Raw genomic sequence first — 23272 nt, forward strand, 5'->3', positions numbered from 1 at the left:
TCGGGGCCACGCGGCGCCTTTCCCCCTCAAAAGGCGCTCGGGTCGTCTTCGGTCACTCAGTCTCACTCGGTCACTCAGTGCTCGACCCCAGGACAGACCTCGTGGCCGGGTGCACCGGATCGCTCACACTATCCGCCCAGTTCAACGTGGAGCGACGTCCGTGACAAATTCCACGTCCCTACAACCGGGCAATCCGCCCCATTTCCTGGGACTCGTGTTCACCGCGAGACCGTGACTTGGCAAGCGCTTTACCTGCAGTCGTCCTCGGCGGCGGTGTTCCCGCGGAACGTGGGCGCTGGTGGCGTGGGGGAGGCGGCCCGCACCCCGTACGGTCCGTGATCGCCCGACTCCGCCGGGCTGGAATTCATGGGAAGTTCCTTAGAAACCGTCACAGGATCATCGGTCCGCAGTCGTTCGAAGAGTTCTTCCGCCGCGGGCTCCACCAGTTGGTCGCGATTGGCGTCATAGACATACGACTCCCGTGGAACGGTCAGGAATTGCACACGTTCGGTGGGAATGTCGCGCAGGCCGCGCACGAGTTCGTAGAGTCCGCGCAGACTCGCCAGATCCGGATCGGTGGTGAGGGAGGACGTGGCCGCGTCCAGCACCGGATACAGCTTCACCGGATTCAGCAGGACGTCATTGCTCTGCACCTTGTTGACGAGCGCACCGAGGAACCGCTGCTGCCGCTCCATCCGCTCGGTGTCGCTGCCGTTCCCCAGGGATTTGCGGGCGCGGACGTACCCGAGCGCCTGTTCCCCGTTCAGGGTCACCTTTCCTGCGGGCAGCCGCAGTTTGGCCGCCTTGTCGTCGACGGGCTCCTTCAGGCACACCCGCACCCCGTCCACGGCGTCCACCATGTCCTTGAACCCCGCGAAGTCGACCACGACATGGTGGTCGATCCGCACCCCGGTCAGTTTCTCCACCGTCCGGATCGTGCAGGCCGAACCGCCCGTCTGGAAGGCGTGGTTGAACATCGTGAACATCGGCTCGGTACGCGTCCCGTCCGGCCGCCGGCACCCCGGCACGTGCACCATCAGGTCGCGCGGCAGGGACACGGCGGTGGCGCTGTGCCGTCCCCCCGACAGATGCAGCAGGATCGTCGTGTCCGACCGCTCGGTCCCCGAGTCCGTCCCGTAGGCGGCGTTCTCGTCCCCCGCCCGCGAGTCCGACCCGATCACCAGCACGTTCTGCGCGTCCTTCACCAGCGCGGTGGGCCGCTCCTTCGCGTACCGGGCGAGCTCGGCCGCGGCCGCCTCGTCGGCCGTGATGTTCCCGTCGAGCTTCAGGTACACGACCAATCCGGCCACCCCCGCTCCGACGACCACCAGCGCGACCGCCGCCGCCCCGCCGCGGACCCACCTTCGCCGGCGTCTGCGGACCAGCCCCCGCCCCTCGGCAGAGGCACCCGCCCCCGGTCCGAACACCCGTCCACTGCCCGCGGAGCCCGTCACGTCCGGATCACCTCCCACGCATCCGACGGAGTGCTTCTACGACGATGCCGTGGGGTGGGGCCGGGCGCGGGCGGAACTGGTCCGAACGGGTGAGGGGCCCAAGGTGCCGGGGCGGGGCCGCGGAGGTGCCTCGGGGGCTATCGCCGGTCGAGGTGCTGACCGGCGAGGTGTCGACCGAGGGCGGCCAGGATGTCGTCCACGGCGCCGAAGGTGATCATCGCGGTCGTTCCGCCCGCGATCTCGCCGCGCAGGGGGGAAAGGGCGTCGTACGCCCGGGCGGCGAGTGAGGTGTCCCGGACCAGGAGCGCCGTATGCGCGTTGACGGCCCAGAGCGAGTCGTACAGGTGGTCGGCGGGGGGAGTGGGCACAGCGGCGGCGGCGTGACGGGCCGCCGCCAGGTCGCCTCGGGCGAGGGCGAGGAGCGGCTGCGCCCAGGGACGGTAGGGGCCCCAGTCGAGGCCGGGGTCGGTGGGCGCCGGACGGCCGTGGCGCACCCGGAGCGAGAGGAGCGCGAGCGGGAGGACGCCGGTCTCCATCCCGGGCATGCCGGCGCCGGCGAGGTCGGTGGCCAGGGCGCGGTAGGCGTGAGCGGCCTCGGCGGGGTCGTCCGACCGTTCCGCCAGCCGCATGGTCCGGAAGGCGGCGGTCAGCACATGGACGAGCGGGCTCTCGTGGACGCCGGCGAGCCGCTCGGCCTCCACGACATGGCGGTGCGCGGCCTCGGTGTCGCCCCGGGCCGCGTGGACCTGGATCCCGATCAGGTGGCCGAGGATCTCGAACAGCGGGAGGTCGTGCCGGGTGGACAGCTCGATGAGCTCGACGGCGAGGGCGTCGCGTTCGCCGGTGCGGCCGGGTCGCTGGAAGGACTGTACGAAGCGGGCGTTGAGCGCGAGGACCAGCACGCCCGGGTCGTGCAGGTCCCGGGCGAGCCGTTCGGCCTCGGCCGCCGCCTCGGCGGCCCAGCGGTCCCGGGTTCCGCGGTGCTCGAGACCGATGGTGGCGAGAAGGCGCGCCCGGAGCGCGGGCGGGGCCTGCGGCCCGAGCCGGTGCAGAGTGCGCCGGGTGGTCGCGACCAGGCTCTCGGACCGGGCGGGGTCGTCGGCCCGGGTCCAGATGGTGGGGACGTCGTAAGCCGCGATCACGCGCGCGGTGAGGACGGGGTCCGCGGTCCGTTCCGCTTCCGCGACCGCCGCGGCGCGCTGCTCCTGGGCGAGGACCAGGTTGGTGCCGCCGGTGACCGCGGCGGCCCCGGCGACCGTGCTCATCGAACGCAGCCGGGTGTAGGTGCCCGTCGCCTCCGTGCGGGTCAGCAGGCGCAGCCGGTCCTCGTCCGGGGGCGCGGGCGTGAGGTGCGGAGCGTGCCGGAGGATGTCACGTTCGAGATGGTCGAGGGTGTCCACCGACTCCAGTCCGAACCGGTCCAGCAGCCTGGCCCGCGCACCGCGCAGCGAGGCCAGCGCGTCGACCTGACGGCCGGCCTGGTAGAGGGCGTGGGCCAGCAGAGCCCAGGCATGTTCACGCCACGGGTGCGCGGTCGCGAACGTCTCCAGCTCCGGGACGAGGGGTGCGCCCCGGCCGAGGTCCAGCATCGCCCGGGCGCGGAGTTCGACGGCCTGGCGGTGCAGTTCGGTCAGCCGGGCACGCTCCGCGGTCAGCCAGGCCGAGCCTGCGAGGTCCGCGTACGGCTCGCCCCGCCACCACGAGAGCGCCTCGCCCAGCACACCGGCGACCCGGCCACCGGGTCGGTCGCGCGCGGCCCGGAGGGTGTCCTCGAACCGGTGGGCGTCGACGTGCGTCCGTGGAACCCGCAGGGCGTATCCGGTCCCGACGGTGTCGATGGTGTGCGAGCGGGTGCGCGGGCGACGATCCGGTTCCAGGGCGCGGCGCAGCTCGGCGACGAAGGTCCGGACCGTCCCGGCCGCGGTCGGCGGGGGATCCTCCCAGAGATCACCGACCAGCACCGGCAGCGGGACGGCCCGGCCGCCGGCCGCGACCAGCCTTCCCAGAAGCTCACGGCGGCGCCGGCTGCCCACGGCCACCGGACGGCCCTCGGTGTCCGTGACCCCGACCGGCCCGAGCACCTCGACCATGATCTCCATGCCCTCATTGTCCCCGGCTCAGGGCCGCCGCCGCTGATCCACCGCTGACCGGGCTCCCGCATCCTCCTCTCGTTCACACAGCCACGCGTGAGCCACGGCGGAGCACGCGTACCGAGAGACGGAGACGACACGATGGGCATCACCATTCCCGGCTTCGGGACCAGTTCGATCGAAGTGGCCGACGGCGTCGAACTGCACGCGGCGGTCGGCGGAGCGGGCCCGGCGATCGTGCTGCTCCACGGCTTCCCCCAGACCCACCTGATGTGGCGGCACGTCGCGCCCGTCCTGGCCGAGCACCACACGGTGGTGTGCCCCGATCTCCGCGGCTACGGCGCGAGCGGCAAGCCGGAGGCGGCCGGCGAGGACACCTACTCGAAGCGGACCATGGCCGCGGACGTCGTCGCTCTGGCCGACGCGCTCGGGTTCGGCCGGTTCGCACTGGCCGGGCACGACCGCGGCGCGCACGTCGCCTTCCGGGCCGGCCTGGACCACCCGGACCGGATCAGCCACCTGGGCATCCTGGACATCGTCCCCACCCTGGACACCTGGAACGTCCTGCACGGGGTCGGCGCGGCGGTGGCCTTCCACCTCTATCTGATGGCCCAGCCGCCCGGACTGCCCGAGCGGATGATCGCGGGCAGCGCCGACGCGTTCTTCGGCCACTTCCTCGACGTCTGGTCCACGAGCCCGGACGCGATCCCGGCGGAGGTGCGCGCCGAGTACCTGCGGGCATGCCGGGACGCCGTGCCGTCGATCGTCGCCGACTACCGCGCCACGGCGACCGTCGACATCGGACACGACCAGGCCGACCTTGACGCCGGCAACCGGCTCACCATGCCGGTGACGGTCGTCCAGCAGGACTGGGGCCGGCAGCTGGGGTTCGACGCCGCCGCGATCTGGCGCCCCTGGGCGACCGACCTCGAGCACTTCACCACCCGGGCGGGCCACTTCATGGCCGAGGAAGCTCCGGAGGACATCGCCACCCTGATCCTGGACCTGGTGAAACGGTGACCGCCCCGCGCTACCTGGCCGTGGCCGTCACCCGCTCGCTCTCGATCCGCTTCGCCACGGCCTCCCCGTCCGCCTGCTCCAGATTCCGGCACAACACCACCGAACCCCCACTGGCCAGCGGCGCGTACAACCCCGCGCTCAACCCCTCCCACGTGTCGTACGGCAGCCCCGACAACAACCGCGACCCGGGCCCCGTCAGCCCCAGCCCCGCCGCCTCGGCCCGGGCCATCTCCACCACCTCGGCCCCGGTGTACTCCGCCCCGGCCACGATGAGCGCGGCCGCCTCCGGATCGACCGGCGCGTACGGCACGAAGCGGTCCCCGAAGGAAGGGACTTCCACCGCGTAGTCGGAGTACCCCTCCGGCGGGCCCGGCACGAACCGCCGTCCGAGCGGCGCGAGCGACAGCGCGTACCGCTCGCCGCGGCACGCGAGCCCCGCCTCGAACCCTCCCGGCCCGGCCACCACGAAGTCCGCCCGCCCCGGATCCCCGCCCATGTCCGCGACCACCCCCACCGACGCGCAGGCCAGCAGCCACACCGCCGTCTGCCAGTGCGCGGGCAGCAGCAGCGCGACGCGGTCGCCGGGCTCGGCGGACAGCCCGTCCTGGAGCAGGTTCGAGGTCTTGGCCACCCAGTTGGCGAAGGTGGCCACGGACAATTCGACCCGCTCGCCCGTGGCGTCGTCGTAGAAGGTCACCAGGGGGCGCGCGGGATCCGCGGCGAGCGCGGAACGCAGCAGGTCGGCAGGGGTGCGATCAGTGGCGTTCACCCGCGCAAGCGTACGCGCCGGGGGGCCGCCGCATGTATCACCGCGCCACCGGTTCGGCCGAACCGGGGCCACCGGTTCGGCCGAACACGCCCGACGGCCCGTCAACTCCCCGATGGACAGATATGTATGGCTATGTCCAGGATCGTTCGCATGCGTGGATTGCTTGCTACTTCGATCGGTGTCACCTGTGCGGCCGCCCTGGCCCTTCCACTGACGTCGCCCGCCACGGCGGCGCCGGTGCGACCGGCGCCGTCCGCACAGGCCGGCAACGCCGACACCGGCGGCACCATCGACACCAGAGCCCCTGCCCTTCCCGGCAGCACCCAGTCGCTGCCCCTGACCCCGCTCACCCGTGACCGGTCCCTCGGCTCCGCCGGCCGGGGCCTGTTCCGCCAGGACGTGCACCCCTTCTCCCTCCTCGGAGTCGTCTGGGACGACCCGGACGCGGAGCTGGGCGGCCGTGTCCAGGTCCGCACCCGCCCGTCCGGCGGCGACGCCTGGTCCGGCTGGCAGGACCTGGAGACCCACAACGCCGACCACGGAGCCGACCCCGGCACCGCCGAACGCGACTCGGGCCGGGTCCGCGGCGCCACCGCCCCCCTGTGGGTCGGCGACTCCGACGGCGTCGAGGTCCGTGTCCGCCCCGGCACCCGCAGCCGTCCGGAGGAGACGGGCCGGGGCCTCCGTACCCGCACCGCCGCCCGGCTCCCGGCGGGCCTGCGTCTGGACCTGGTCGACCCCGGCACCCCCGCCCCCGCCCATGTCCCGGCGGGCCCGACGCGCGGCAGGGCGCTGCCGCCGGCGCTCGGCGGCGGACTCCCGTCCGTCACCAAAGCCGTGTCCGCCGCCGCCCCGGCCCCGGCAGCCGTCTCCGCCGCGGCCGCGAACGCGGACCTCGCCCCCCTCGGTGCGCGGGAGATCCCCGCCCTGGACCGGGCGCGCACGGAGCGGGAGCTGTTGTCCCTGCGCCGCGGCGAGTTGACGAGCAGACAGCGCGCGAAGCCGTACATCGGCCCGCGACCGGCCATCGTCACGCGCAAGGGCTGGGGCGCGGACGAGAGCATCCGGGAGGCGGGGTTCCGCTACACGACCACGGTCAAGGCGGCCTTCGTCCATCACACGGCGACGGGCAACAACTACACCTGCGCGCAGGCCCCGTCCGTCATCCGCAGTATCTACCGCTACCACGTCAAGAGCCTGGGCTGGCGGGACATCGGCTACAACTTCCTCGTGGACAAGTGCGGGAACATCTACGAGGGTCGCGCGGGGGGAGTGGCGAACGCGGTGCTGGGCGCTCACACCCTCGGGTTCAACACGAACAGCACGGGGATCGCCGTCCTCGGTACCTTCACCACCGCCAAGCCGAACTCGGCCACGGTGTCGGCCGTCTCACGACTGACCGCGTGGAAGCTTGGTCTGTTCGGGGCGAATCCGAAAGGCAAGACATACCTGAAGTCCGGAGGCGGCAATCTCTACGCAAAGGGGGAGAATGTACGACTGAATGTGATCTCCGGCCATCGGGACGGGTTCGCCACGGAATGCCCGGGAAAGCAGCTCTATGGCAAGCTCGGCTCGGCCCGCTCGGCCGCGGCGCAGTTGCAAGGGCGCTGAGACGGGGCGGAGTTCGGGAGTTCCCGGGGGTCCGTGGAGGCCTCCGGAACGGCCGCGGGCCGACCACCCGCAGCGGTACCGCGCCCGGCACCCGTACGGGTCCGCGTGCGTACCGGCCCGCACCGTCCTGGTCTGCACCCGAACGGCCGGAGACGCATCCAGGTGGGGGCACATTTCATCAGCCGTCGGGGGGACAGTCGCCTCGGGACTGGGACGGAACACCGCACGGCCTGGAAAGCGCCACACGACGGTCTGCATACACTGGCCGGTCGAATGACAGTTCGGCCGGTCCCGGCAGGAAGCAGAGACGAAGGTGACTGAAGCGATCCTCCTGGTCGGCGGCAAGGGAACCCGGTTGCGCCCGCTCACGGTGCACACCCCCAAGCCGATGGTCAGGGCGGCGGGGGTGCCGTTCCTCACGCACCAGCTGGCGCGGGCGAAAGCGGCGGGGGTGGACCACATCGTCCTCGCGACGAGCTATCTGGCGGAGGTGTTCGAACCGCACTTCGGCGACGGCTCGTCGCTGGGCCTGCACATCGAGTACGTGACGGAGGAGGAACCCCTCGGCACGGGCGGCGCGATCCGCAACGTCGCGTCCCGGCTGCACTCGGCGCCCGACGACCCGGTCCTCGTCTTCAACGGCGACATCCTCACCGGCCTGGACATCGGACGACTGGTGGCCACGCACGAGGCGACGGGGGCGGACGTCTCCCTCCACCTCACCAAGGTCACGGACCCCCGCGCGTACGGGCTGGTCCCGACCGACGAGACGGGCAGGGTCCTGGCGTTCCTGGAGAAGCCCCAGACACCCGAGGAGATCGTCACCGACCAGATCAACGCGGGCGCGTACGTCTTCCGCCGCTCGGTCATCGACACGATCCCCGCTGGCCGGCCGGTCTCGGTGGAACGGGAGACGTTCCCCGACCTGCTCTCCGCCGGAGCCCACCTCCAGGGCATGGTGGACTCCACCTACTGGCTGGACCTCGGCACCCCCGCGGCCTTCGTACGAGGCTCTGCGGACCTGGTCCTCGGCCGCGCCCCCTCACCCGCGGTCCCCGGCCGATGCGGCGACCGTCTGATCCTGCCGACGGCGCAGGTCGCGGGGGACGCGAAGCTGACGGGCGGCACGGTGGTGGGCGAGGGCGCGTTCGTCGCCGAGGGCGCGCGGGTCTTCGGCTCCACCATCCTTCCCGGCGCCGTCATCGAACCCGGCGCGGTCATCACCGACTCCCTCATCGGCACCCGAGCCCGCGTCGGCGAACGCTCCGTCCTCACCGGCACCGTCATCGGCGACGGAGCCGTCATCGGCGCCGACAACGAACTGCGCGACGGCATGCGGGTGTGGTGCGACGCGCGCATTCCGGCGGGGGCGGTGCGGTTCTCCTCGGACCAGTAAGCCTGCGTCTGCCGGCGCCGGTCACCGCACTCCAGCCCGTCCGGCCTTCGAGGACGAGGCCTGTTCAGGGGCCGATCGGGAGCCAGAGGGGTGGAGCCCCCTGGCGGGGCCGCAGGGGCAGCGCCCCTGGGGGACGGGCCGGGACGGGTGGGGGCGGCGGGGGCGAAACAACCTCCGCCGTCCCCTCACAACGCCGCGATGTCGCCCCGTCGCATCCGCGGAGCCCGCCGCGGCGGCACCCGCCCGCTCAGCAGGATCAACCGGGCCGCCCGGTGCCGCTGCCCCGCATACGGCTCCAGCAGCTCCAGCATCACGGAGTCGTCCGCGTGGCGATCCCCGGCGAGCGCCCATCCCACGATCCCCGGCAGATGCAGATCCCCCACCGTCACCGCGTCAGCCGCCCCATGGCTGCGCTGCACGACCTCCGCCGACGTCCACGGCCCGATCCCCGGTACGACCTCCAGCCGTGCCCGGGCGGCCTCCGGTGACATCCCCACCGACTGCTCCAGCCGCGCGGCGACCCGCACGGCCCGCAGAATCGTCGAAGCCCGCTTGTTGTCGACCCCGGCCCGATGCCACTCCCACGACGGAACCAGCGCCCACGTACGGGGCCCCGGCATCACCCACAACCGCCCGCCCGCCGCGGGCCCCGGCGCCGGCTCCCCGAACTTCCGTACCAGCAACCGCCAGGCCCGGTAGGCCTCGTCGGTCGTCACCTTCTGCTCCAGCACCGACGGGATCAACGACTCCAGCACCAGCCCGGTCCGCGTCAGCCGGAGCCCCGGCCGCCGATGCCGAGCCATCGCGACCACCCGGTGCCGGGGGGCGAACGCCTCAGGATCGTCCGAAGCGCCGAGCAGTTCGGGCAGCCGCTCGAGCAGCCACTCGGCCCCCGGCCCCCACGCCTCCCCCCGCACAGCACCCTTGCCGGGCACCACCGAGACCCGCAGCGTCCCCGGTCCGGCGGGCGTCAGACTGGCCCGCCACACCGACCCGTCGGGCATCGCCCGGAACGTGGGATCCCCGGGCCCCCGGCGCAACGGCCCGAGCACCAGTCCGAGATCGAGCGGCCCCTCCGTCACCCAGTCCCGCACCAGCCCGGGCTTCGCAGCGGGCCGCGCCGGCCCCGCGGGCACGGGGACATGCCCCCCGCGCACCGTCGTACGCGTGGGCCGGGGAGCGAATCGTCCTGCCACGGGAAGGTCCTGGGAAACGAGCCTGGAGGTCCTACGAGAGTACGAGGGACCCTACACGAACAGATGTACGAGATCCGGTGTCGCTCACCGCACCTCGATGAACCCCTCAACCTCCCGCTCCGCCCGGGCCCGCGGCTCCTCGGCCGCATGCCCCACCGCCACCGCCCCCATCGGATCCCACCCCTCCGGCAGTCCCAGCACCTCCCGCACCACGTCCCGGCAGAACATCGTCGACGACACCCACGCGGACCCCAGCCGCTCCCCGGCCAGCGCGACCAGGAAGTTCTGCACCCCGGCCCCGGCCGCGACGACGAACATCTCCCGCTCGGCCCCGTCCCGCCGCGCGTCCCCGTACGTGTGCGACCCGTCCATCACCAGACACGGCACGACGAGGTACGGCGCCTGCCGCAGCACGTCCCCCCGCCGTATCCGCTTGGCGATCGACTCCTCGGACTTCCCGTCCCGCCGCAGATCCGCGACCCACGCGTCCCGCATCGCGTCCAGCAGTCCGGTCCGCGCGCGGGCCGACTCCAGCAGCACGAACCGCCACGGTGTCGTGTGGTGCGGCGCCGGCGCCGTCACCGCCGCGGCGACCGCCCGCCGTACCGCCCCGGGATCCACCGGCTCGTCGGTGAAGGACCGCATGGTCCGCCGCTGGGTGACCGCCAGCCGCACCGCCTCCGACGTCCCGAGCCGGAACATGTCGTCCCGCGCGCCCCGCACGAGGGCCCGGGCCCCCTCCCCGTCGCCTTCCGCCACCACATGCGGCAGTCCCCGGACGACGGCCACCGGCAGCCCGGCCGCCTTGCCCTTCACCAGGTCACCGGCCGCCGCCAGTTCGTCCGCCGTCGCGACGACCGTCGCGCTCAGCGGATTGCCGTGCGCGTCCGTCCCCCCGCGCAGGTCGTCCAGCACCCGCACGCCCGCGGCGCCGATCGCCACGTCGGTGAGCCCCGCGCGCCAGGGCCGGCCGGAGGTGTCCGTGACGACGACCCCGACGTCGACGCCGAGCGCCTCGCGCAGCCCGTCCCGGATCGCCCGCGCGGAGGCGTCCGGGTCCTCGGGCAGCAGCAGCACCGTCCCCGAAGGGGTGTTGGAGGCGTCGACGCCCGCGGCCGCCATCACCAGCCCCTGCCGGTTCTCGACGATCCGCAGCGCCCCGCGCCGCGCCACGACCCGTACGGTCTCGGCGTCGATCGCGGCCTCCCGGTCGTCCGCCCGGACGCTCCGCCCCTCCGCCTTGGACACGATCTTCGAGGTCACCAGCAGCACGTCCCCGCCGGCGAGCCCCGGCTCGGCGGCGGCGATCAGCTTGGCGAGATCGTCCCCGGCCTGCACCTCGGGCAGCCCGGGGACCGCCCACACGCGGTAACCGGTCCCGATGCTCACGCTCCCCGCACCTCCTCCGCCAGCCTCAGCGCCTCCCGGGCCATCTCCGTGGTCGCTCCGAGATCGCTCATCATCAGCGGTACCGCCCGGCAGCGGATCCCGGCCGCCTCGACCCGCTCCACCGACGCGGCGTCCACGGTGTCCACGAGCCAGCCGTCGAGCAGCCCCGAGCCGTAGTGTTCGGCGACCGCCGCGGCCGTCGACTCCACGCCGACCGCCGCGAGCACCTTGTCCGCCATGCCGCGCACCGGCGCGTCCCCGACGATGGGGGACAGGCCCACGACCGGCACCCCGGCCTCGGCGATCGCCTCGCGGATGCCGGGCACGGCGAGGATCGTGCCCACGGACACCACCGGGTTCGACGGCGGGAAGATCACCACGTCCGCCGCGGCGATCGCCTCGAGCACCCCCGGCGCCGGCTTGGCCTGCTCGGCGCCGACCGGCACGACCGCCTCCGCCGGCACCGAGGCCCGCAGCCGCACCCAGTACTCCTGGAAGTGGACCGCCTTGCGTTCGCCGGAGCCGCTGTCGGGCAGCGTCACCGCGACGTGCGTCTCGACCCGGTCGTCCGTCATGGGGATCAGCCGCACCCCCGGCTGCCAGCGGTCGCAGAGCGCCTCGGTGACCGCGCTGAGCGGGAATCCGGCGCCGATCATCTGCGTCCGCACGATGTGCGTGGCGAAGTCCCGGTCGCCGAGCCCGAACCACTCGGGCCCGACCCCGTACGCCGCCAGCTCCTCCTTCAGATGGAACGTCTCGTCGGCCCGCCCCCAGCCCTGCTCCTCGTTGATGCCGCCGCCGAGCGTGTACATCACGGTGTCGAGGTCCGGGCAGACCTTCAGCCCGAAGAGATGGATGTCGTCGCCGGTGTTGCCGATGACGGTGATGTCCGCGTCCGGCACGGCCCGCTTCAGACCGCGCAGGAAACGGGCACCGCCGATGCCGCCTGCCAGAACCACGATGCGCATGGGAGCCAGTCTCGCAGGCGGCTGTGACACCGCGCCGGGCGGTTGTGGACAACCCCCCGCCTGTGGACGACCCGGCCACCCGTACGAGTGGCACCCCCGCCGCCGGCCCTACGCGCTGACGGTGTCCACCTCGTCGTACGCCGCCGGCGCCGAGCACCGCGGAGCGTGCATCGGCATCTCGGTCAGTCCCGGGAAGTACACGTGCAGGCTCACTGCCGGCTCCAGCGTGTCGTTGACCACCTCGTGCGTGTACCCCGGCGCGAACACCCTCTGCGTGCCCGCCCCCAGCACCCGCTTCCCCCGCTCCGTGCGCTCGGTCAGCTCGCCGTCCAGGACGGTCAGCACACCCGAGGAGCGGCCGTGGTCGTGCAGCCCGCTGCCCTGGCCGGGCACCCAGGACAGCAGCCACACCTCGTAGCCGGGGCCGGTGTGCAGCCGGTGGTACCAGCGGCTCGTCGCGTCGTACTCCACCAGGTGCTCCCACCGGGCGCGGTCGGCCGCGACGGAGCGGGCCAGGCCGACGAACTCGGCCACGGTGGCCGGGTGCTCGCGCGGAGCCTGGAGGAGGTGCGGGACTTCGAGGATGTCGCCGGCGATCTGGAGGTCGCTGTCGCTGTTCATAGGGGTGGGTGTTCCTCGGCGGGAGAGTGGGGGGCGGCTGGGTGTCACATGCCGTCCGCCCGGGTCACGAGCGGAACAGGGGAGCCCTGGTGCGGGCCTGGGGAACAAGCAGCCGAGTCGGCGGTGGACTCAGGTGGAGCAGCCGGAGCGCGCTTGGCTCAACAGCTGGAACAGCAACAACAGCTACAGCGAGCGCGGGCAGCACCGTGGGACCCGGTGGAGCGGGTCGAGGTGAGTGCCGAGTTCGCGAGCATGCCCACTAGGACAGCGGCTCACACCTGCCCGTGTCAACTCGGCGCCCGGTATGCGGGACGCGGTTCACCACATCCGGTGCATCTGCGAGGTGAAAGGTTTGTGCAGGCGATGACCGGGACACATGGCGCACAAGCCGGGTGCGTGAGCCGTTGTGAGCCCGTGATCCGAATGTGATCCGGTTCGCTTCCGCCCTCGGGTCGCAACGGGATCGAACTTCTGGACGTCCTTCCCCGTACAAGCACTGTGCGGGGACGAGCGCCCTCCAGGGCCTCATCTGCCTTGTCAAGGTTTATGGCGATTTGAACACTTACCGCATGGCCTTGGTTCCGCAGAGTGAATAAGGGGCCCAATAGCAGATCTCGGCTTGACTCGCCCGGAGCAGCACACTTGTAATTTCACTCGTGTCGTTCGGCCGACATCGGTAATGGCCATGTCGCCGACATCGGAAAACGGCCACGTACACGGGGACGCGAAAGACAGAGCGAGGGGCGCACATGACCGAGCTGGTGCAGCAACTGCTGGTCGACGACGCGGGTGAGGAACTCGGCTGGCAGGAGCGCGCACTGTGCGCCCAGACCGATCCCGAGTCCTTCTTCCCCGAGAAGGGCGGCTCCACCCGCGAGGCCAAGAAGGTCTGTCTCGCCTGCGAGGTCCGCTCCGAGTGCCTCGAGTACGCCCTCGCCAACGACGAGCGCTTCGGCATCTGGGGCGGCCTCTCCGAGCGGGAGCGCCGCAGGCTGAAGAAGGCGGCCGTCTGAGCGGGACGGACAAGACGCACGAGGTCGTGAACGGCCCGTCGCAGGTGGGTTGTCCACAGGCGGCGGGCCGTCGTCCTGCCCAGCCGATAGTGTGGTCGCTCGTCCGAGACACCCCGCCGTCCCCATACGGCGCAGGCGTCCACCGCAGTCCATCGAACCGGGGCCCGTACCTCGATGTCCGTGCACAGTCACATGGCAGCCCACCAAGGCGGCGCCGCCTCCCCTGAGTTCCCGCGTCACGTCGTCACCGCGGTCCTCGTCTCCCACGACGGTGCCCGCTGGCTGCCCGACGCGCTCGCCGGGCTGCTCGGCCAGGAGCGCCCCGTCCAGTCCGTCATGGCCGCCGACACCGGCAGCTCGGACGACTCCGCGCAGCTGGTCACCGAGACCCTCGGCGACGACCGCGTGCTGCACCTCGCCCGGCGTACCGGTTTCGGCCAGGCCGTCGAGGAGGCGAACCGCACCGCCCCGGTCCTCACCCCCGAGGAACTGCCCTACCTCAAGCGCCCCAGCGGCTGGGACCCCGTCACGCGCACGTGGCGCGACGACGCCTACGACCTGCCGGAGCTCCCGCACGGAGAGCCGATCCAGTGGCTGTGGCTGCTGCACGACGACTGCGCCCCCGAACCCGACGCCCTCGCCGAACTGCTGCGCGTCGTGGACAACGAACTCGAACTGGGCCGTGACGACGTGGCCGTCGTCGGCCCCAAGCTGCGCGGCTGGTACGACCGCCGCCAACTCCTCGAGGTCGGCGTCACCATCGCCTCCTCCGGCCGCCGCTGGACCGGCCTGGACCGCCGCGAACAGGACCAGGGCCAGCACGACCACGTGCGGACCGTGCTGTCCGTGTCCACCGCCGGCATGCTGATCCGCCGCGACGTCTTCGAGGAACTCGGCGGCTTCGACCGCAGACTGCCCCTCATGCGTGACGACGTCGATCTGTGCTGGCGCGCCACCGCCGCCGGCCACCGCGTCCTCATCGCCCCCGAGGCCGTCGTACGACACGCCGAGGCCGCCTCCCGCGAGCGCCGCACCGTCGACTGCGCGGGCCGCACCTCCGCCTCCCCGCACAAGGTCGACAAGGCCGGCGCCGCCTACACCCTCCTCGTCAACAGCCGTACGGCCCTGCTGCCCTGGATCCTGCTGCGCCTGGTCGTCGGCACCCTGCTGCGCACGGTCGCCAACCTCGTCGGCAAGGTCCCCGGCCAGGCCGTCGACGAGATCCGCGGCCTGCTGGGCACCCTGCTGCGGCCCGAGCGGATCGTCGCCGCCCGACGCAGGCGTGGCAAGCCGCAGATCGACAAGGGCGAGCTGCGGCCGCTGTTCCCGCCGCCCGGCGCGACCGTGCGGGCCACCGTCGAACAGGTCGCCGGCAACCTCTTCGGCGCCGACGACCCCGAGACCGCCGGCGGCGCGGGACGCCACGGCGGCGGCATCGAGTCCGGGCCGGGCGGCGACGACGCCGACTTCCTGGAGATCGAGCAGTTCGCCCGCCTCAAGCGCATCGCCCGCAAGCCCGGCCCGGTCCTCTTCATCGCCCTGCTGCTGGTGTCCCTCGTCGCCTGCCGCAACCTCCTGGGCGCCGGCGCGCTCGCCGGCGGCGCCCTGCTGCCCGCTCCCGCCGACGCCGCCGAACTGTGGTCGCGCTACCTCGACGCCTGGCACCCGGTCGGCGCGGGCGGCACCCCCGCCGCCCCGCCCTACCTCGCGATCATCGCGACCTTCGCCACCCTGCTGCTCGGCTCGACCGGCCTCGCCCTCACCGTGCTGCTCGTCTGCTCGGTGCCGCTCGCCGGATTCACCGCCTACTTCGCGTCCCGCCCGCTCGTCGAGTCCCGCCTCCTGCGCGCGTGGGCCGCCGTCGTCTACGCCTTCCTCCCGGCCACCACCGGCGCCCTCGCCGGCGGCCGCGTCGGCACCGCAGTGCTGGCCGTCCTGCTGCCGCTCATCGCGCGCGCGGCAGCCGCCGCCGGCGGCCTGACCAGCGCCTCCGGCGCCCGCGGCAGCTGGCGCGCCACCTGGGCGTACGCCCTGCTGCTGACGATCACCACCGCGTTCACCCCCATCGTCTGGCCCCTCGCGCTCGTCCTCGGCCTCGCCGTCCTCGCCGTGCGCCGCACCGACATCACCGCCTACGGTCTGCGCTTCCTGGCCCAGCTCGGCACCCCCCTGCTGATCCTCGCCCCCTGGTCGCTGACGCTCCTGCCGACCGGTTTCTTCACCCAGGCCGGCCTGGACCACGCCCCGTCCACCGCCTCCGCGGTCGACCTGCTCGCCGCCAGCCCCGGCGGACCCGGCACGGTCGACGGGCTGATGCTCATCGGCATCGTCCTCGCCGCCCTCGCGGCCCTGCTGCGCACCGAGCGTCAGTCCGGAATCTGGACGGCCTGGGCGGTCGCCCTGGTCGCCCTCGTCTTCGCCGTCCTGTCCAACGCCTCCACCTGGGCCGGCCCCGCCACCCTCGTCTACGGCATCGCCCTCCTGGCCGCCGCGGTCATCGGCGCCGACGGCGCACGCGCGCGGGTCGCCGAGCAGAGCTTCGGCTGGCGCCAGCCGGTGGCCGCCCTCATCGCCTTCGCCTCCGCCGCGGGCCCCCTGCTCCTCGCCGCGGGCTGGATGATCGGCGGCGCCGACGGCCCGCTGGAGCGCCGCGACCCCGTGCAGGTTCCCGCGTTCGTCGCCGAGGAGGCCGGCACCCGCGACCAGGCCCGCACCCTCGTCCTCGACAGCGACTCCGCCGCGCGCGTCGACTACATGCTGGTCCGCGGCTCCGGCGCCCGCCTCGGCGACGCCGAACTCGCCGCCGCCGACGGCGAGAACGCCGCGCTCGACAAGGTCGTCGCCAACCTCGTCGCCGGCTCCGGTGCCGACCAGACCGACCAGCTCGGCAAGTTCGCCGTGCGCTACGTCCTCGTCCACAAGGGCGCGCCCCGCGAGATCACCCGTGTCCTGGACGCGACCCCCGGCCTGAGCCGGCTCAGCCAGCAGGACGGCAGCGCCCTGTGGCGGATCGACCAGGAGGTCTCCCGCGCGGCGATCGTCGCCGCCTCCGGCAAGGGCACGGCGACCCCGGTCGCCGCCGGCCCGGTCGACATCCACACCACCATCCCGGCCGGCGCGGACGGCCGGATCCTGCGCCTTGCCGACGCGACCGCCGAGGGCTGGAGCGCCACCCTGGACGGCAGGCCGCTCGCCCGCACCACCGTCGACGGCTGGGCCCAGGGCTTCGAACTCCCCGCTTCCGGCGGGAAGCTGGACGTCACCTACGACGACCCGTTCACCCACACCGCCTGGCTGTGGGCGCAGGGCTTCCTCGCCCTCGTCCTGGTCGTGCTCGCCCTGCCCGGCCGCCGCCGCGACGTCGACGACGACCTCCCCGAGGAGCAGCCGGTCCCCGCCCAGGCCACCGAGGGCGAGGGCCGCCGCGCCCGCCGCCTGCGCGCCCAGGCCGAGGAGTCCGAGGAAGCCGCCGCCCAGGACGACGACTTCCCGCCCCCGCAGCAGCAGGAGCCGGAGCCGGCGCAGGAGACCCCGGCCGCGATCCCGCAGCAGCAGTCCTACGCCGACTGGGACCAGCCGAGCTACGCGGGCGCCGAGTACGGCGGTTACCCGGGGGAGCAGTACCAGGGCGCCCAGCAGTACCAGGCGGGCACCTACGACCAGCAGAACTACGACCAGCAGACCTACGACCCCTACCAGGCCGGCCAGTACGACCCGTACGCCTACGACGGCCAGGGCCGGCAGGCGCCCTACGAGCAGACCTACGGCTACGACCAGGCCTACGGCGACCAGAGCTACGGCGACCAGGGCTACGACCCGGCCAACGACCCGGCGAACGACCCGGCGCAGCACCCCCACGGCACCGGCAGCGAGCGTCCCGACGGGAGCCAGCAGTGAACCGCACCACCCTGTCCCTGATCGCCGGCACGGCCGCGCTGGCCGCCGTCACCGGGTTCGCCACGCTCAACGAGCCCGCCGCCCCCGGCGGCGACGGCACGGCCAAGGCGGCCGCCGTGCTGCCCGTGGAGCGCACGAGCCTGCTCTGCCCGGCGCCCAGCACCTCCGACATCGCCGAGACGACGTACACGTCCTTCACGCCCGTCACGAAGGGCACCGGCAGCGACGGCACCGCCGAACTCACCGCCGCCACCGAGGACACGGGCGAAGACGACGCGAGCAACGGGGACGGGGACAAGAACAAGGACGAGAACAAGAACAAGGACGAGAAGAAGACGGACAAGACGGAGAAGGCCGAAAAGCCCGTCGTGACCCCCAAGGCGCCCGGCACCCCGGCCACCGGGGACACCTCCGGCGGCGACTCGCCCGCCCTCGTGGGCACCGCCGAGGGCAGGTCCGCGCCCGGCTGGACGGTCCAGGAGACCACCGAGGTCGCCGCCGGAACCGGCCGCGGACTGCAGGGCGTCACCTGCACCCCGGCCGACACCGAGTTCTGGTTCCCGGGCGTCAGCACGGCCGCCGACCGCACCGACTACGTCCACCTCACCAACCCGGACGACTCCGCCGCCGTCGCCGACATCGAGCTCTACGGCAAGGACGGCGCCGTAAAGACCACGGTGGGGGAGGGCATCACGGTCCCGCCGAACTCCAGCGAGCCGATCCTGCTGTCCACGCTCACGGACGAGAAGCAGGAGGACCTCACCGTCCACGTCAACGTGCGCAGCGGCCGCGTCGGCGCCTCGGTCCAGGCCCTGGACGACAAACTCGGCGGCGACTGGCTGGCCTCCGCCACCGACCCGTCGAGCAGCCTGGTCATCCCCGGCATCCCCGCGGACGCCACCGCCGTCCGGCTGGTCGCCTTCGCGCCGGGCGACACCGACGCCGACCTGAAGGTCCAACTCGCCTCGCCCACCGGCCCGATCACCCCGGCCGGACACGAGACGCTGCACGTCAAGGCGGGCATGACGGCCGCCGTCGACCTGGGCGACGTCACGCGCGGGGAGGCCGGTTCGCTGGTCCTGACCCCGACCGGGACGTCGACGCCGGTCGTCGCGGCCGTCCGGGTCCTGCGCGGCAAGGGCTCCGGCCAGGAGTCGGCGTTCATCCCGGCGACCGGGCCGGTCGCCGCGCGCGCGTCCGCCGCCGACAACACCGCCAAGGGCTCCACGCTCTCCCTGACCGCGCCGAAGGGCACCGCCAAGGTGAAGGTCACGGCCTCCGCGGGCAGTGAGGGCGGAACGGCCGTGTCCAAGACGTACACGATCAGGTCCGGCACCACTGAGAACGTCGAACTCCCCGTCCCGGAAGGCCTGAAGGGCACGTTCGCCCTGACCGTGGAACCTCTCGGCGCCACCCCGGTCTACGCCGCGCGCACCCTGGCGGCGGACAAGGAGGGCGTCCGGGGCTTCACGATCCAGACCCTCCCGGACGACCGCGGCACGGTCGAGGTCCCGGCCGCGGACGAGGACGTCGCGGTACTGCAGAAGTAGCCCCGCCGGCTCCCGGGGGCGGCGGTCAGTCCTCGCCGTAGCGCGGATCCACCGTCTCCGGGGTCAGCCCCAGCAGTTCCGCCACCTGCTCCACGACGATCTCGTGGACCAGCGCGGCCCGTTCGTCGCGTCCCTTGGTGCGGATCTCCACCGGCCGCCGGTAGACGACCACCCGGGCCCGCCGTCCCTCACGCGAGGGGACCGTCCCGCCGAGCGGCACCGCCTCGTCGTTCCACGGCTCCCCGGCCGCGGCCGGCCGCGGCACCTCGAGGACCACGAAGTCGATGTCGGCCAGCTGCGGCCAGCGCCGCTCCAGCCGCTCCACGGAGTCCTGCACCAGATCGGCGAACGCCTCGGCGCGGCTGGCGGCCAACGGCACCTGAGGGGGCGCGATCGGGCCCCGCATGCCCCGGCCGTGACGATCGCGGCGGCGGGGCCCGGGGCCGGTGGCACGGGGTGGTACGGGGTTGTCCATCACTACTGAAGCGTAGACCCCGCCGCGACCGGGTGCCCGGCCCCGCGCGGCATCCCGGGGCGTCCCGGCCGTCGCGTACCCCATGTCGCGGGATGACCATTCCAGCCAAGGTTGGGCTCGATTCCGTATCTCTCCGAGACCGGGAAACTCATGACAATTGATGCCCTTTGTCCGGGTGGACGGTCGCGGCCTTGATTCCTCCTGCCGTCAAGGACTGGTGTCAGTGCAGGTCAGCGGGGTATGACTGGTGAGGCCCGTGGGGCGTTGCACAACACGACACGGTGGAGTGACCTGGTGGAGAGTCGTCGCGGCCCGCTCAAGAGTGCGGTACCGTCCAACGTCGTGAGCCCTGTACGTCGCTGTTCGCGAACCGCCTGCGGCCGACCCGCCGTCGCGACGCTGACGTACGTCTACGCCGACTCGACCGCGGTCCTCGGCCCGCTCGCCACCTACGCCGAACCCCACTGCTACGACCTGTGCGCCGAGCACTCCGAGCGCCTCACCGCCCCCCGCGGCTGGGAGGTCGTCCGACTGCTCGACGGCTCGGCTCCCGCGCGCCCCAGCGGCGACGATCTGGAAGCGCTTGCCAACGCCGTTCGCGAGGCGGCCCGCCCGCAGGAGCGCGCGGCGCAGGCCGGCGGCGGACGCAGGGCGGACCCGATGGAGGTCGCCCGCCGCGGCCATCTGCGGGTGCTGCGCTCGCCGGACAACTGACACCCGCACGCCTGTCGCAGACGCGCTCATTAGCGCGCACGGCTGCTTCTGCGGGTCCGCCGGGGGGACTCACGGCGGAGGGCGAACCGATCCGGGTAGTTTGTGGCCACTGCACAGGACTTCCAGGAAGGTTTGCCGTGGCTGCTGATCTGTCGCAGATCGTGAAGGCGTACGACGTACGCGGAGTGGTCCCGGACCAGTGGGACGAGTCCCTCGCGGAACTCTTCGGAGCGGCCTTCGCCCAGGTGACCGCCGCCCGGGCGATCGTCGTCGGCCATGACATGCGTCCTTCCTCGCCCGGCCTGAGCGGCGCCTTCGCCCGCGGCGCCGCCGCACTCGGCGTAGACGTCACGGAGATCGGCCTGTGCTCCACGGACCAGCTCTACTACGCCTCGGGCGCCCTGAACCTGCCCGGCGCGATGTTCACCGCCTCCCACAACCCGGCCCGGTACAACGGCATCAAACTGTGCCGCGCCGGCGCCGCCCCCGTCGGCCAGGACACGGGCCTGGCGGAGATCCGCGCCCTGGTGGAGCGCTGGACCGGGACCGGCGCTCCCGAGCCCTCCTCCGTGCCGGGAACCGTCACCCGGACCGACACGTTGAAGGACTACGCGGCGTACCTGCGCTCACTCGTCGACCTGACCTCCATCCGCCCCCTGAAGGTCGTCGTCGACGCGGGCAACGGCATGGGCGGCCACACCGTCCCCACCGTCTTCGACGGCCTCCCCCTGACCGTCGTCCCGATGTACTTCGAACTCGACGGCACCTTCCCCAACCACGAGGCCAACCCCCTCGACCCGGCCAACCTCGTGGACCTGCAGAAACGCGTCCGTGAGGAGTCGGCCGACCTGGGCCTCGCCTTCGACGGCGACGCCGACCGCTGCTTCGTGATCGACGAACGGGGCGAGCCGGTCTCCCCGTCCGCGATCACCGCCCTGGTCGCCGTCCGCGAACTGGCCAGGCACGGCGGCAAGGGCACGATCATCCACAACCTGATCACGTCCTGGACCGTCCCCGAGGTGGTGCGGGAGAACGGCGGCACCGCGGTCCGCACCCGGGTCGGCCACTCCTTCATCAAGGCGGAGATGGCCCGCTCCGGCGCCGTCTTCGGCGGCGAACACTCCGCCCACTACTACTTCAAGGACTTCTGGAACGCCGACACGGGCATGCTGGCGGCCCTCCACGTCCTCGCCGCCCTCGGCGGCCAGGAGAACCCCCTCTCCTCCCTGGTCTCCGCCTACGACCGGTACACGGGGTCCGGCGAGATCAACTCCACGGTCACCGACCAGGCGGCCCGCATCGCGGCGATCAAGGCGGCCTACGGCGACCGACCGGACATCGCCTTCGACGAACTCGACGGCCTCACCGTCACCTCCACCGACTGGTGGTTCAACGTCCGCCCCTCCAACACGGAACCCCTCCTCCGCCTCAACGCGGAAGCCCGGGACGAACCCACCATGGCCAAGATCAGGGACGAGGCACTGTCGATCATCCGGGGCTGAGCCCCCGGGGCGGGGCCGAACTCTCGGGCGGGGTGGGGAACATCGGGGAGCGAACCGGCGGCACCCCACCACCACACCCGCACCAGCGGTACCCTGACCAGGCACATCCGCACACCCCGGCCCAGCCCGTCCGACCCCCGAAAGGACCCCCCATGCCGCTCGAAGCCGGCCTCCTGGAGATCCTCGCCTGCCCGGCCTGCCACGCCCCTCTCAAGGAGCAGGATTCCGAGCTGATCTGCACCGGCCAGGACTGCGGTCTCGCGTACCCCGTCCGCGACGGCATCCCCGTCCTCCTCGTCGACGAGGCCCGCCGCCCCGCCTGACCCGCCCCGCGGAGTCCGGCTCGCGCCCCCCGCGCAGTCCCCGGCCATCCGCCCCGGCCCAGGCCCGCCCCCAGCCCGAACCCGCCCCGCCCCGCCCGGCGATCGGAGACTCCCGCCATGCTCGACGACTCGCTGCTCGACACGCCGGAGGCCCTCGCCGAGGCCGACCACCGTGCCCTCCTGCGCGGCGCGGCCGAAGCCGGCGCCCGCGTCCGCACCGCCGCCCGCCACGCCGCCGAGGCCGGAGTGCACGCCCTCAAACCGGACGGCCGCCCCCGGGCGATCCTCATCGCGGGCCCCGGCGCCGCCGCCACCTGCGTGGCCGACCTCCTCGGCACCCTCGCCGGCGCCGCCTGCCCCGTCACCCGCCTCGCCCCCACCGGCGTCGCCCCCGCCGCGGGCGCCCTGCGCTGGGACCTCCCCGGCTGGGCCGGCTCCGTCGACCTCCTCCTCATCGCCACCCCGGACGGCACCGAGCCCGGCCTCTCCCTCCTCTCCGAGCAGGCCTACCGACGAGGCTGCACCGTCGTCGCCGTGGCCCCCGCCCGTACCCCCCTCAGCGAGGCGGCCGGCGCCACGCACGGCCTGTTCGTACCGCTCGCGACCGCCCCGTACGAACAGGACGAGCAGCCCCCCGTCGCCGCCTCCGCCCCCGGCGTCCTGTGGGCCCTCCTCACCCCGCTCCTCGCGCTCCTCGACCGCATCGCCCTGCTCTCCGCCCCCGCCGAGGCGCTCGAGAAGGTCGCCGACCGTCTCGACCAGGTCGCCGAACGCTGCGGCCCCGCCATCGCGACGTACAGCAACCCGGCGAAGACCCTCGCCGCCGAACTCGCCGACGCCCTCCCGGTGATCTGGACCGAGGGCACCTCGGCGGGCCCCGCGGGCCGCCGCTTCGCCGCCGCCCTCGCCGAACTCGCCGGCCGCCCCGCCCTCGTCGCCGAACTCCCCGAGGCCCTCGCCGAACACAGCGCCCTGCTCGCCGGCCCCCTCGCCGCCAGCGCCGACCCCGACGACTTCTTCCGCGACCGCGTCGAGGAACCCCCCGCCCTGCACGCGCGCGTGGTGCTGCTCCGCGACCGGCCGATCGGCGGCCTCACCGCCGCCCCCAGCGCCCGCGACCTGGCCCTCAGCCACGACACACCGATCAGCGAACTCGAACCGGAGGACGGCGACGAACTCGTCACCCTCGCCGAACTGATCGCCACCACGGATTTCGCCGCCGTTTACCTGGCGCTCGCTTCACAGGCTTGATCCGAGGACCCGGAACCGACGACACAACCAGCC

At 73.2% G+C, this 23272-nt stretch carries 18 protein-coding genes; 10 read left to right on the plus strand and 8 right to left on the minus strand.

All coding sequences use genetic code 11. The annotated features are described in order from the left end of the window. Positions 1 to 248: 248 nt before the first annotated feature. Entirely contained in the window at positions 249 to 1454 is a 1206-nt protein-coding gene (locus tag ABT057_RS09410; RefSeq protein ID WP_352341864.1) for an LCP family protein, read from the minus strand. A 137-nt stretch (positions 1455 to 1591) separates the two neighbouring features. Then, positions 1592 to 3553, minus strand: a complete 1962-nt coding sequence (locus ABT057_RS09415) for an AfsR/SARP family transcriptional regulator (RefSeq protein ID WP_352341865.1) — start codon at positions 3551 to 3553, stop codon at positions 1592 to 1594. A gap of 132 nt (positions 3554 to 3685) precedes the next feature. Here ABT057_RS09415 and ABT057_RS09420 point away from each other — a divergent pair, with 132 nt between their 5' ends. Beyond that, positions 3686 to 4564 carry an alpha/beta fold hydrolase gene (locus tag ABT057_RS09420; protein WP_352341866.1) on the plus strand — a complete coding sequence of 293 codons (879 nt, stop codon included), beginning with the start codon at positions 3686 to 3688 and terminating at the stop codon, positions 4562 to 4564. Between the two features lie 10 nt (positions 4565 to 4574). Here ABT057_RS09420 and ABT057_RS09425 read toward each other — a convergent pair whose 3' ends face one another. Further along, positions 4575 to 5333 carry a TIGR03089 family protein gene (locus ABT057_RS09425; protein ID WP_352341867.1) on the minus strand — a complete coding sequence of 253 codons (759 nt, stop codon included), beginning with the start codon at positions 5331 to 5333 and terminating at the stop codon, positions 4575 to 4577. A 150-nt stretch (positions 5334 to 5483) separates the two neighbouring features. Here ABT057_RS09425 and ABT057_RS09430 point away from each other — a divergent pair, with 150 nt between their 5' ends. Together ABT057_RS09430 and manB are read left to right on the plus strand one after the other, a co-directional pair. Next, complete coding sequence (locus tag ABT057_RS09430; protein ID WP_352341868.1) at positions 5484 to 6944, plus strand: peptidoglycan recognition protein family protein; 1461 nt, start codon at positions 5484 to 5486, stop codon at positions 6942 to 6944. A 313-nt stretch (positions 6945 to 7257) separates the two neighbouring features. Continuing rightward, on the plus strand, positions 7258 to 8340 hold the full coding sequence (gene manB / locus ABT057_RS09435; RefSeq protein ID WP_352341869.1) for a mannose-1-phosphate guanylyltransferase: 1083 nt from the start codon (positions 7258 to 7260) through the stop codon (positions 8338 to 8340). A gap of 185 nt (positions 8341 to 8525) precedes the next feature. On the opposite strand, the gene ABT057_RS09440 is transcribed toward manB, so the two are convergent. From ABT057_RS09440 to ABT057_RS09455, 4 genes are all read right to left on the minus strand, one after another. Next, the gene (locus ABT057_RS09440; protein WP_352341870.1) at positions 8526 to 9536 is read right to left on the minus strand and encodes a DNA-3-methyladenine glycosylase family protein; all 1011 of its coding nucleotides are present in this window, start codon (positions 9534 to 9536) and stop codon (positions 8526 to 8528) included. An 84-nt stretch (positions 9537 to 9620) separates the two neighbouring features. Continuing rightward, entirely contained in the window at positions 9621 to 10925 is a 1305-nt protein-coding gene (locus ABT057_RS09445; protein WP_352341871.1) for a coenzyme F420-0:L-glutamate ligase, read from the minus strand. Then, entirely contained in the window at positions 10922 to 11893 is a 972-nt protein-coding gene (gene cofD, locus ABT057_RS09450) for a 2-phospho-L-lactate transferase (protein ID WP_352341872.1), read from the minus strand. The genes ABT057_RS09445 and cofD overlap by 4 nt, the downstream gene beginning before the upstream one ends. 108 nt (positions 11894 to 12001) lie before the next feature. Next, positions 12002 to 12514 (minus strand): cysteine dioxygenase, encoded by a 513-nt coding sequence (locus ABT057_RS09455; protein ID WP_352341873.1) that lies wholly within the window; start codon positions 12512 to 12514, stop codon positions 12002 to 12004. A 749-nt stretch (positions 12515 to 13263) separates the two neighbouring features. Between ABT057_RS09455 and ABT057_RS09460 the strand changes: the two genes are divergently transcribed. The 3 genes from ABT057_RS09460 to ABT057_RS09470 all read left to right on the plus strand — a co-directional run bounded on the left by ABT057_RS09460 (position 13264) and on the right by ABT057_RS09470 (position 18974). Beyond that, entirely contained in the window at positions 13264 to 13527 is a 264-nt protein-coding gene (locus tag ABT057_RS09460) for a WhiB family transcriptional regulator (protein ID WP_030792866.1), read from the plus strand. Between the two features lie 174 nt (positions 13528 to 13701). Next, the gene (locus tag ABT057_RS09465) at positions 13702 to 17424 is read left to right on the plus strand and encodes a glycosyltransferase (RefSeq protein WP_502973837.1); all 3723 of its coding nucleotides are present in this window, start codon (positions 13702 to 13704) and stop codon (positions 17422 to 17424) included. Next, a complete protein-coding gene (locus ABT057_RS09470; protein WP_352341875.1) occupies positions 17421 to 18974 on the plus strand; it encodes a DUF5719 family protein in 1554 nt (517 codons plus the stop codon). The genes ABT057_RS09465 and ABT057_RS09470 overlap by 4 nt, the downstream gene beginning before the upstream one ends. Positions 18975 to 18999: 25 nt before the next feature. On the opposite strand, the gene ABT057_RS09475 is transcribed toward ABT057_RS09470, so the two are convergent. Then, positions 19000 to 19449, minus strand: a complete 450-nt coding sequence (locus ABT057_RS09475; protein WP_352341905.1) for a metallopeptidase family protein — start codon at positions 19447 to 19449, stop codon at positions 19000 to 19002. Between the two features lie 294 nt (positions 19450 to 19743). Between ABT057_RS09475 and ABT057_RS09480 the strand changes: the two genes are divergently transcribed. From ABT057_RS09480 to ABT057_RS09495, 4 genes are all read left to right on the plus strand, one after another. Further along, entirely contained in the window at positions 19744 to 20163 is a 420-nt protein-coding gene (locus ABT057_RS09480; protein ID WP_352341876.1) for a DUF3499 domain-containing protein, read from the plus strand. A 137-nt stretch (positions 20164 to 20300) separates the two neighbouring features. Then, positions 20301 to 21665 (plus strand): phosphomannomutase/phosphoglucomutase, encoded by a 1365-nt coding sequence (locus ABT057_RS09485; protein WP_352341877.1) that lies wholly within the window; start codon positions 20301 to 20303, stop codon positions 21663 to 21665. Between the two features lie 152 nt (positions 21666 to 21817). Continuing rightward, entirely contained in the window at positions 21818 to 21988 is a 171-nt protein-coding gene (locus ABT057_RS09490) for a Trm112 family protein (protein WP_109005418.1), read from the plus strand. 117 nt (positions 21989 to 22105) lie between these two features. Then, complete coding sequence (locus tag ABT057_RS09495) at positions 22106 to 23239, plus strand: SIS domain-containing protein (protein WP_352341878.1); 1134 nt, start codon at positions 22106 to 22108, stop codon at positions 23237 to 23239. The last annotated feature ends 33 nt before the right edge of the window (positions 23240 to 23272 follow it).

The organism is Streptomyces sp. NPDC002588 (assembly GCF_040295925.1).
GTDB lineage: Bacteria > Actinomycetota > Actinomycetes > Streptomycetales > Streptomycetaceae > Streptomyces.